General features: G+C 45.2%; 8 protein-coding genes. 5 read left to right on the top strand and 3 right to left on the bottom strand.

Annotation, left to right across the window (positions count from 1 at the left end; all coding sequences use genetic code 11):
* Positions 1-65: 65 nt before the first annotated feature.
* The 5 genes from SCB77_RS04225 to SCB77_RS04245 all read left to right on the top strand — a co-directional run bounded on the left by SCB77_RS04225 (position 66) and on the right by SCB77_RS04245 (position 9,328).
* Entirely contained in the window at positions 66-1,271 is a 1,206-nt protein-coding gene (locus SCB77_RS04225) for a FecR family protein (protein ID WP_320185181.1), read from the top strand.
* 255 nt (positions 1,272-1,526) lie between these two features.
* Positions 1,527-5,120 carry a SusC/RagA family TonB-linked outer membrane protein gene (locus SCB77_RS04230; protein WP_320185182.1) on the top strand — a complete coding sequence of 1,198 codons (3,594 nt, stop codon included), beginning with the start codon at positions 1,527-1,529 and terminating at the stop codon, positions 5,118-5,120.
* A 3-nt stretch (positions 5,121-5,123) separates the two neighbouring features.
* Complete coding sequence (locus tag SCB77_RS04235) at positions 5,124-6,614, top strand: RagB/SusD family nutrient uptake outer membrane protein (RefSeq protein ID WP_320185183.1); 1,491 nt, start codon at positions 5,124-5,126, stop codon at positions 6,612-6,614.
* A 9-nt stretch (positions 6,615-6,623) separates the two neighbouring features.
* Entirely contained in the window at positions 6,624-8,000 is a 1,377-nt protein-coding gene (locus SCB77_RS04240; protein WP_320185184.1) for a zinc-binding metallopeptidase, read from the top strand.
* A 2-nt stretch (positions 8,001-8,002) separates the two neighbouring features.
* Positions 8,003-9,328: a DUF4302 domain-containing protein gene (locus tag SCB77_RS04245; protein ID WP_320185185.1), complete on the top strand. Its 1,326-nt coding sequence runs from the start codon at positions 8,003-8,005 to the stop codon at positions 9,326-9,328.
* Positions 9,329-9,407: 79 nt separating this feature from the next.
* On the opposite strand, the gene SCB77_RS04250 is transcribed toward SCB77_RS04245, so the two are convergent.
* From SCB77_RS04250 to SCB77_RS04260, 3 genes are read right to left on the bottom strand one after another with little or no spacing between them, the layout of a single operon-like run.
* Positions 9,408-10,127, bottom strand: a complete 720-nt coding sequence (locus tag SCB77_RS04250) for a menaquinone biosynthetic enzyme MqnA/MqnD family protein (protein ID WP_320185186.1) — start codon at positions 10,125-10,127, stop codon at positions 9,408-9,410.
* Positions 10,128-10,745, bottom strand: a complete 618-nt coding sequence (locus tag SCB77_RS04255; protein WP_320185187.1) for a histidine phosphatase family protein — start codon at positions 10,743-10,745, stop codon at positions 10,128-10,130.
* 11 nt (positions 10,746-10,756) lie between these two features.
* Positions 10,757-11,950 (bottom strand): radical SAM protein, encoded by a 1,194-nt coding sequence (locus tag SCB77_RS04260; protein ID WP_320185188.1) that lies wholly within the window; start codon positions 11,948-11,950, stop codon positions 10,757-10,759.
* Positions 11,951-11,955 lie beyond the last annotated feature (5 nt).

Raw genomic sequence — 11,955 nt, forward strand, 5'->3', positions numbered from 1 at the left:
AAAACACTTTTTGAATAGTGTGTTTCGAAGATAGCTTTCGTATTACTTGTATACGTCATACTACTATGCCCTTATTACCCGAATTTGAAGACCGACTTCAACGTTTTCTCAACAACCAACTCGACAAAGAGGAATTCGACAGCTTTTTTCAAGAGCTATCGGAGGTAGATGATAATGATTTGTCCGCTTATTTAACAGAATGGGGATTAAAGGAAGAGTTCAGCTTAGCCAAATCAGCGGAAACCCAAGTGCTGTGGGATGCCAAACTCGCTAAGTTATGGAATGGCCTACCTCATTCTGCAGAGACCACTGAAGCCAGCACCACAATCCCACGAATCCGCTCGAAAACATGGCTTGCGCTATCCGGTATTGCGGCAGGCCTGCTATGTGTCCTTGCTGTCTCGTTCTACCTTTGGAAAGGGCAATCTCAAGAGGAACAACGAACTGCATCTACAACGTACCCCTCCGAGAACATATCCCAAATTACCCTACCTTCGGGCGAGGTGATCAGTATTCAAGACAGCATATCCGGGTCGCTATACAAGAATGATGAACTTGAAATTGTTCGTATAGACAATGGGGAACTTCAATTCGTTTACAAAAACCACGATTTAGCGACGCTAAATAATCAGTTTAATAGCATACATACTTCGAAAGGTGGATTCACCAAGTTTCAGTTGGAAGATGGAACGAAAGTACACCTAAATTCAGAATCTACGCTACGGTTCCCACTTACTTTTGCGAAAAACAAAAGGGAGGTATTCTTAGATGGAGAGGGATATTTTGAAGTGGTTAAAAATAAGGAAGCGCCCTTCCTCGTACATACGGCAAAACAAGATATTGAAGTTTTAGGAACCACATTCAACGTCAAGTCTTATGCTGATGAAATACAAGAAACGACGACCTTGGTAGAAGGTCTTGTTAAGGTGACCGGCGTAGATCAACCCTTAGCCGATAAGGTCATCCTTCATCCAGATCAACAGGCAACCATTCAAGATAAGAACATCCGCGTACAACTGGTATCGCCAGAGGAATATACCGGATGGGTAAGCAAACGATTTATCTTTTCAGGAACTCCATTGGAAGTCGTACTGCGCGATATTGAGCGCTGGTATGATATTAAGTTTGCATACGAAGGAAAGCTGCCCGCTATACGCATCGAGGGAAACCTATCCAAAGATGTTGCGCTTGATAAGCTCTTAAAGGTTTTATCCATCAACACCACGTATAATTTTTCTATGAAAGGAAGGAGGGTCTATATGGAAAAATAGTACGCATCACAAGCCAAAAAAAAGACCAGGGATGGTTGCAACACCCCTAGTCACGTTATGAAGGCATTCATCCTGAATCAGTAAACAGAATAACTAACCTATTAGTACAAATATAACGATATCTAAGGATAACGTCGTGCATATTTTGTGCTATACAATGTGAAAATTATGAAATATAAAACAGTATATACTGTTGAATTTCACCGAAAAAAAAGTAAAAAGACAGACTTAACTAGCCTTATTAACAAGATCTGTATGAGATTAACATTCTTTATTTTTCTGTGCATTAACCTACAGGCTTTGGGTAACTCCATGGCGCAAAATGTGAGCTTATCACTAAGAAATGTACCCTTAAAAAATGCATTAAAGGAACTGCAAAAACAGACTTCCTACGATTTTATGATCAATGCCGAATACTTGGCCAAATCAAAATCGGTGTCCGTTGAACTAAAAAACATGCCCATCAAAAAGGCATTGGATCTCATTTTTGAGCACCAACCTTTTGGTTATGCGTTGACAGACGAAATTATTACCGTAGCACCCCGAAAAACGATCGAGATGGAGGTAAAACACAGCGAGCCATCTGTACAGCAAGCGGTCGCTACCGGTAAGATTATGGATGAATACGGCACGGTAATTCCCGGTGTAAACATCAAAGAAATTGGTAGCAGCAATGCTGTTTCCAGTGCTGCCGACGGAACATTTAGCATCCGACTACGCAATGCCAATTCCTCCCTAAGCTTCTCTATGGTAGGCTACAAAACATTGGTACGCCCCTATCAGGGTGATGCCATGCGTATTGTGCTGCAAGTCAATGAGAATGAAATGGATGAGGTTGTTGTTACCGGCTTTCAAAACATCAGCAAGAAATTATTTACCGGAGCATCGGCGTCCGTAAAAATGGAAGACACAAAAATCGAAGGGATGACCGACGTCAGCCGTATGCTCGAAGGCCGTGTAGCCGGCGTATCGGTTCAAAACGTATCAGGCACCTTTGGCTCGGCACCTAAAATTCGCGTGCGCGGCGCTACGTCAATCACTGGCGACAACAAACCGTTGTGGGTGGTGGATGGTGTCGTTCTAGAAGATATCGTAAATATATCCAACGATCAATTATCCAGCGGTGATGCCTTGACCTTGATCGGATCATCGGTCGCAGGAATCAATGCCGAAGATATCGAAACCTTTGAAATCCTTAAAGATGCATCTGCGACTGCACTGTATGGCGCTAGAGCCATGAATGGTGTCGTGGTTATCAGCACAAAGAAAGGAAAAGTCGGTGCACCGTTGGTCAGCTATAATGCCAACTTCTCCACCTACCTCAAGCCCTCCTACTCGACCTTCAACATCATGAATTCCTCGGACCAAATGTCCGTCTATTCCGAAATGGATCGTAAAGGACTTTTTAATTTCGCTCCCTCTCTTCGCCGATCCAACGGTGGTATCTATACCAAGATGTATGACCTCATCAACACCTACGATGAGCAAACAGGCAACTTTATGTTGGAAAATAGCACCGAAGCACGTGAACAATTTTTGAGTCGCTATGCTCGTGCAAATACCGACTGGTTTGATCTTTTATTTCGAAATTCCTTTGTACAAGAGCATTCCATCGGTATCTCGTCCGGAACGGAAAAAGCCCGGCATTATTTCTCCGGAAGTTACTACCACGACAATGGTTATACCATTGCCGATAATGTGAAACGCTTCACTGGAAATATGCGTTCCGACTATAATCTAGGCAGTCGCGTAACCGCAGGCGTTATTGTTAACGGGTCGCTTCGTGATCAGCGCGTCCCCGGAACATTGGCCCGCGAAAACGATGCTGTTCGCGGCGAGTACACACGTAATTTTGACATTAACCCCTACTCCTACGCCTTAAATACCAGTCGTGCCCTTACCGCCTATGACGAAGACGGGAACCTTGAATTTTTTACGCGCAACTATGCCCCTTTCAATATCATCCATGAGTTGGATAACAACAAGATCATGGTGAATATGGTGGATTTCAAAATCCAAGGTGAATTAGGCGTTAAGATTTTAAAAAACTTAGAGTATAAGGCTCTTGGATCGGTACGTTACGTAAAAACAAGTCGCGAAAACATGATCACCGAGTACTCAAACATGTCGGGTGCTTATCGGGCGGCCAACAATTCGACCATCCGCGATCGCAACAACTTCTTATACAACGATCCCGACAAACCCTATCAAGAAGCACAGGTTGTTCTTCCTGAAGGAGGCTTTTACATGCGTGGCGACGACATGCTAAAAAGCTACTACGGGCGCCATACCCTACAGTACAATACAAAAATGTTTCAAGACCACGGCTTGAATGTGTTCGTGGGGCAAGATATCCGTTTCGCCGATAGACAGTCTAGCTACAACAATGGCTACGGTTATCAGTATGATAAAGGCGGCGTGCCGTTCACCGACTACCGCATCATCAAACAGATGCTAGAAGGAAACTATAACTATTTTGGTATGGACTACAATTACGATCGTTTTGTTTCCTTTTTCGGCAATCTACAGTACGATTACAAAAGCCGCTATGTGTTCAGTTTTGCCAGTCGCTACGACGGATCCAACAAAATGGGCGATACGCGTGCCGCGAGATGGTTACCTACTTGGACATTCTCAGGTGCTTGGAATGTGGATGAAGAGCCATTCATGGAAAACCTACCGCAGATCTCCATGTTGAAAGTTCGTGGTAGCTATGGTCTTACGGCCAATATCGGAAACGCGCGCAACTCCACAGCGCTATTCAGCAATACACAAACCAACCGACCTTATCTTTCGGAGACAGAATCAAAAATCACCATCACCGCCTTGGAAAACCAAGAGCTCACTTGGGAAAAACAATATGAGCGCAACGTTGGTCTTGACGTGGGCGTCTTCAACAACCGCTTAACCCTCTCGGCAGACTACTTCCACCGCGATGGTTTTGAACTGATCAACAGTGTACGCACATCCGGAATCGGTGGGCAGGCAACAAAATCGGCAAACTATGCCGATATGACCTCCAACGGGGTAGATATCACCTTGGGCATGGCTTGGTTTCGAGAGTCAAACTGGAAATATAGAACAAACTTTACCTTAGGCTATGTGAAAAACAAGATCACCAATCTACGCAGCCTACCGCGTATTTTCGACTTAGTGATTCCTGAAGGAGGCCCGAAAATAGACGGTCCTGTTCGCGGTCTATACTCCGTTCAATTTGCCGGTTTAGATCCCTACACCGGTGTTCCCAACTTCGTAAACCATCTAGGCGAGACGAGTCCCAATGTCTATTTGCAAAGCACAAACACGGATTACCTGAAGCTAGAAGGATCGGTAGACCCCTTGTACACCGGAGGTCTTTCCAACGTTGTTTCCTATAAAGGCGTTAGTTTAAATGTTTTCGTAACCTACCAGTGGGGTAATAAAATACGTTTAGATCGGGTTTTCAAGACCTCATATAGTGATCTAGATGCTACGCCTCGCGAGTTCTTGGATCGCTGGACAATGCCGGGCGACGAGACAACAACGAATATTCCTTCTATCATTGATGGACAGGTTGAGCAAGCCCTAGGTAGTGTATATCCGTACAACAACTACAACTTCTCAGATATGCGCGTCGTCGACGGTTCCTTCGTTCGTTTGAAGACCATCGCGCTAAACTATTTGTTGCCCAACAGCATCAGCAACAAGCTGGGTGTAAAATCATTATCAACAGCACTCAATGCCAACAACGTGTGGCTGATCTATGCCGACAAAGGGCTAAAAGGCCAAGATCCGGAATTTTTCAATTCCGGCGGTGTAGCCAATCCGATGCCTAAACAATTTACCTTAACCCTAAAAATTGGAATCTAGACCATGAAAAGAAAACTTATATATCCTATTCTTCTTTTTATTGCCCTCCCGTTTACGGGCTGTGAAAAATATTTAGATCAATTGCCCGACCAACGGACACTATTAAACAATGGGGAGAAGCTTTCCGAGCTCCTTGTCTCGGCCTACCCATCAGGCAACTACATCACCTTTTGTGAGGCGATGAGCGATAATGTGACCGATAACTTTGGGATGGGCACCAACGATGAAACGAACACCAATGGTTACGCGTGGCGCGATGTGACTGCTGTCAATCAAGATTCGCCGATCTACTACTGGAACAATGCATACCGTGCTATTGCTGCAGCCAATGAAGTGCTGAAGGCTATTGCCGACGCGGGCGATCCAGCCGAGTTTGCCTCAAAAAAAGGCGAAGCACTGGTAGCACGCGCCTACGCGCACTTCATGTTGGTCAATTTATTTGCCAAATTCTACAACAACAGCACTTCTGGCGTTGACATGGGTGTTCCCTATGTGGAGATTCCTGAAACGGTGGTTTGGAAAAATTACGAACGCAATACCGTGAGCAGTGTCTACGAAAAAATAGAGCGCGATTTAGTTGCAGGCCTACCTTTGATCGTCGACAACTATAAAACGCCGTCCTATCATTTTACCAGAAAAGCAGCGCACGCTTTTGCAGTACGTTTCTACCTTTTCAAGAAAGATTATGCTCAAGTGGTAAACCATGCCAATCTCGCCTTCCCAGAGGGAAATATCGCAAACAATATGCGCGATATGAACGGTCGGTACGCCGCTTTTGGTTCAGAAGAATTTGCGTATGAATACACCAAATCCGATGAGCGTGCAAACATTCTGTTGGGAGAAACCACCTCTTGGTGGGCACGCCGATTCCGTCAGTACCGCTATTCTACCACATCAGCTCTATTAAACAGCGTTATTCAAGGCACCGTCGCCGGCAACTTAACCGCTATCCGCACTTGGTCATTAAGTAGCCAGTCGTTCTACACCCGGAAATTTATGGAGCATTTCGTGCGTACAAGCATCAATGCCACCACCGGCGTGGGATACAATATGGTTCCCCTATTTTCTACGGAAGAGGTGCTCTTAAGTCGTGCTGAAGCGTTAGCATATCTTGGTCAGTATGAATCGGCCATGGCCGATTTGAATGCCTATGCAAAAAATCGCATTAAAGTAGCGGATTACAGCAGTTCTCGTACGATCGACAAACAGAAAATAAAAACCTACTTCTACAATGAGCTGCCCGAGGAACAATACACAGATGCCGTATTCCAAGAAGGACTGATCCAGTCATGCCTGCAATTTAGACGCGCCGAGTTTATGCACGAGGGCCTACGCTGGTTTGATATCCTACGTTATAATATTCCGGTAACGCATGCCGTGTACGGTGGTGCTAGCATCAGCCTGCCGGCAGACGACCTACGCCGCGTATTGCAACTACCAGAAGAAGTAAAACTATCCAACGTAGAGCTTAATCCAAGACCTGAAAACGATTAGTACCGTATTATGAAAATTAGAAGAATAGTCACATATACACTACTTGCCAGCATCGCCTTTTTGGGAATGGCCTGCAGCAAGGAAGAGAATTTAGATAAAGAGATCGTTGGTTTGGGCGGTGAAAAATGGGTAAAAAATGAAATAGACAATTACATTTACCAAACCTTCACGGTACCCTACAACATTGATGTCCTCTACCGATGGACGCCATCCGAAGTTAGCTTCGTAAACAACTTGGTTCCGCCGCAGGAAGATAAGATTGTGCCCGTCATGGAGATGGTAAAACAAGGATGGATCGAGCCCTATATTGAAATAGCAGGAGCCGACTTCATTAAGAAGTTTGCACCTAGGCAATATCTTTTGGTAGGAAGTCCAGAGTACAATACCTCGGGTACGATCACCTTGGGAACGGCCGAAGCCGGAGCCAAGATTGTGCTTTACCGGGTTAACTGGTTTGATCTAAAAGATCGAGACCTGGTACAAGCCATGCTAAAAACCATCCATCACGAATTTGCGCATATCTTGCACCAAACCATCATGTACCCTAGAGAGTTTGAAGCCATCACACCGGCAGACTATACCTCTACCTGGAATCAGGTCAGTGTTACCGATGCGCGAAACAAAGGCTTTATCTCCTCTTACGCCATGTCTGCCCCAGATGAAGACTTCGTGGAGATTGCCGCTATCATGCTGACACAAGGTTACCAACCTTTTGAAAACATCATCAGCTCGATCAGTAATGCAGATGGTGTACAGAAAATAAGGCAGAAACAACAGATTGTACTAAACTACTTCCGCCAAACATGGAATATCAACCTCTACGACCTGCAAGCAAAAACGGAGGCTGCGATCAATAAGCTATCGCCTCCGCCATCCGCCTTCGAGCGTTTAGGTTTTGGACGTAGCAACAGCGTGTTGTTTACCTCCGTCACGACAGACGAAACAAATTGGTCGGCAAAATTCAAAGAGAGCTTTCAAACCGCATCCAGCTCTTTGGGCACCTTAGGTAATGCCGGTCGCTACCTAGAAGATGTGAACGTAATCTATTACCAGCAAGGAAAAATGATGTTGCGCCTCAAATATCGGAATCCAGCGAACCCAACATCGGTATTCAATGCCGATTTCCGATTTGACTACACCGAAGAGCCGACCACCAAACGCAGCACATTTACCTATGTGGGTACGTCAACCGATCTGAACAGTACAGCAGGTGGGAATGCAAACACCATTCGCACCTACGTAGCGGATCTACTAAACTACTTCGACGGCAAGACCTTTCACTATGGCTGGTCCGATGGCGGCGCCTATCCTACGGACTTCGCTAAGATGATACGGGAAGACGATGCAACAAATTACATCTATGGTTTGTTAAGAAACACTTATTAATTATGAAGATTAGAAATACCTCTATATTTATTTTCCTCGCCGCGCTGCTCAGCTTCAGTGCATGTAAGAAAGAGGATGATCCCATCCTGCAGGATCCAGATAGCCGCCTAAGCGAATACCTAGCCAGCAGCCTTGCTTTTCTGACGGAAGCGCCACATGGCTATAAAGCATCGCTTGAGACCGTTGATGGGAAGACCTTTGCCCTCTTTATGCAATTCGATAGCGAGGGCCGTGTGCACATGTTATCAGATTTCACCGATGCTGCATCAGGCACATTGGGCAGCAGCAGTTACCGCTTAAAAGCTTTGCAACGGCCAAGCTTGCTATTTGACACCTACAACTATATTTCCGTCTTTGCAGATCCGCAAAATTCGGTTAATGGAGGAACCAATGGACAAGGCCTGAAAGGCGACAACGATTTCAGCTTTGTGAAGTTTTCAGGCGATACCGTCGTGCTTCAGGGCAATAAAAATGCCGCCATCTTAACCTTGATCCGCGCCAATGAAACCGAAGAGGAAGCTTTTTTAGGCGGAAGACTTCAAGCATCACGCGAGAACCTACGCACATTTTTACAAAGCAACAGCAACTTGTATGTCGCTAATGGAGCAGATAAAGTAGCTTTCGCCATCGATGTAAACAACCGTACGGTGACGTTAAGCAAGTTGGAGGCCGATGGAACAACCATCAGCAGTGTTTCTTCCTCCTTCGCCTACAGCCCAGAAGGCATTGTACCTGCGCAGCTCACCTTTAACGATGCATCGGTACAAGCCATAGCATGGAATGCCAATACAAACAGCTATACCATGCGCACCAATGGCAGCACATCCGCCGTGGAAAGCAACCCTACACCGGTATTTCCGCTTTACCTACAGTTTGGATTCAACAAAACCTACAGCACCATAGGTACCACAACCAACAGCCTTCCGGCAGGTGTTAGCTCGGCCTTCAACGAAGTATGGGCTACATTGAACGCCAACTTCACCAGCACAAATCGCGCGATACGGTATATGGAATTCAAGATTATATCGGAAACGCAAGCTACCTTATCGGTGTATTACTCATCCGGCACGAGCAACTTTGTGGCTGACATGTCGTTCAACTACAGCTTGCAGCAAAACCTGTTGACCTTATCCAACGCGCGGCGCGACTATTCCAACGGCAACTGGACAACACGTTTAGCACAACTGCGTGTACTCGAAGAGTATATCCTAAAAGGCCCCTTCCTCTTAGATTGGATCGATAGCAGTTCGCCAGCAGTCACCGTTCCTCTTGGCGGTATCCGACTACAAAGTGACAGCCAATCCTTCCTTTATGGATTCTTGAAATAATAAGGGAACCGTTTTAGACCGTAAAAGCCAAACGAAAATCGTTTGGCTTTTACTTTTTATAACCTTTTGCAGCTGCAGACTACAACTCCTTGTAAAGCGCTAAATACCGCTTGATTGCTTCTCTTTTTTCTGCTGTTAGGTGAAAATCTAAGTTCTCCGTCAGATATTTTTTATAATCAAAATTAGGGTAGATCGGTAGGCCGGCAATCACATCTTCCGGGTGCGAAACACCATCGGCCAAAGCCCGGTTAAATGCTTCGGTAAATTCCTCAGGCAATTGCTTATTAGATACCCATACGGCATAAGCAAATGGAAGTCCTGTCATCTCCTTCCAATACTGTCCAAGATCATACACATAAGGCATCGAATCCTTCTTCCCAAATGTTCGATCACCAATAAGCACATAGGCATCAGCATCACCTTCGGTAACAATTTCTACGTCCCGTTTCCAGTGGTGCTTCAGTAAAATACGGGCCAAGCCATTAGAGGTCCGCGATTGTACATCCAATCGTAGAGACTGAATTTCTGTTATTGGCTTTTGTGAAAAAATAAATACCGAGTCAACGGCACCATCGCTACCGATGCAATAATCGCCTATAATATGGTATTCAGGCAGTTTCAACAAGGCAGCAATAGGGATAATCCCCATATCCACCACATCATCGATCACCTTTTGTGCACATGCACTGGGATAGTCCACCGATAGATCGATGGCATTCATCACATCCGAGTTTCTGATACCTTGTAAAAATGGGAGGGTATTTGTATAAGAAACAGCGGATACGCTTATTTTCTTCATTTATAAATTCGCTAGGTGTTTGACATTGTAGTGGTCTACGATCGTAAATTTCTCTTGATCATATTCCAAGACATATAGCGCCGTGTTGGTATGTGGGAAATCATCCATAAGGCAAACGTCCACATCCGTGAGATGACATAGCATAATACGCAAGGCGCGTCCATGCATGCATACCAAAATCGTTTCCTCATCGGTACGGGTCAACATATGCTGTATCGCTTCTTTCTGCCGGGCAACTAAAGCGTTGGGCGATTCGCCCTCTTCGATGCTGAGATCTAGCTCGCCATTGCGCCAAGAAGCGACGACCTTCTCAAAGCCCGTCATAATAACTTCGTCCTGCTCCTTGCCTTCGTAGATACCCCAAGAGATCTCATCGAGCCCGATCAGTTCTTCCGTGGGAATACCGTCATCGAGAAACTGCTGCACCGTTTGTTTTGTTCGTAGCAAAGTCGATGTATAGACCTTATCAAAAGGAACATCTTTAAAAGCCTCATAAAATGCTTCCGCCTGCTTAAAACCTGTTTCATTCAAGGGTGAATTTACCCCTCTGCCCTGCACAATACCTTTGAGATTAAGGTCGGTCTGTCCGTGTCGTATAAAATAGAAAGTCTTCTTCAAAATTGATATAATTACTCCACTACGGGTAACGAATAATAGTTTGCCTTTTTAGCTGTTTCGAAAACGTGATCCTGATAATCGGTAACCACTTGATACAGCGTGTCGCGCTCAATGGGGTGTCTACCCACATTTTTGATTAGCTCCACCACCTGCTGCGTGCTCATACCCGGATGTTGTTCTTCAGCACCAGCCATCGAATAGATCTTCGTGGTATCATCCAGCGTGCCGTCGATATCATCCACTCCGAAAGCTAAAGACAGCTGCGCCGTGTCTCGGGATATCATCGCCCAGTAAGCTTTGATGTGGTCAAAGTTATCCATATAGATACGCGCTATCGCGTAGTTACGCAAATCTTCGATAACCGATACTTCGGGAATATCAGACATTTGATGACCTTGGTTACGAAATTTCAGCGGAATAAACGTTTGGAATCCGCCCGTTTTATCTTGCAACTGTCGCAAACGTTCCATATGGTCTACGCGGTGCCAAAACTCTTCGATATGCCCATAGAGCATGGTCGCATTGGTACGCATCCCCAAGCTATGGGCTTGCTCGTGAATGTCCAGCCATTGTTCGGCTGTACATTTATCGCCCGCAATTTTCTCCCGTACATCCGCGTGAAAAATCTCTGCTCCGCCACCCGGCATAGAATCCAGTCCACATTCTTTCAGATACTTCATACCTTCGTAATGTGTCAGCTTTGCCTTCTTAAAAATATAATAATATTCCACTGGAGTAAGCCCCTTGATATGTAGGCTTGGGCGATGTGCTTTACAGCGCTTAAAGAACTCAGCGTAGAAATCGAGGTTTTGTTTGGGCACTACCCCACCCGTGATATGTACTTCGGTAACTGGCTCATCGTCGTATTTACGAATAATGTCCATCATCCCGTCGACATCCATCTCCCAGCCTTCGTCACGTTGCTTGATCAAGCGCGAATAGGCACAAAATTTACAGTCGTACACACATACGTTCGTGGGCTCTATATGAAAATTTCTATTGAAGTAAGTATAGTCGCCATGCCTCTTTTCTCGGATATAGTTTGCTAAAACGCCCAGATAGCCTAACTCGCCACGTTCGTATAGTAAAACACCCTCTTCAAAGGTAATGCGTTCAGCGTGAAACACTTTAAGGGCAATACGTTTTAAGTCCGCATCTAAATTCTTATCTTGAATCAAAAAATCAAGTTTTTGCGTTGCATTCATTTCAG

It is taken from the genome of Sphingobacterium bambusae, assembly GCF_033955345.1.
GTDB classification, from domain to species: Bacteria; Bacteroidota; Bacteroidia; order Sphingobacteriales; family Sphingobacteriaceae; genus Sphingobacterium; species Sphingobacterium bambusae.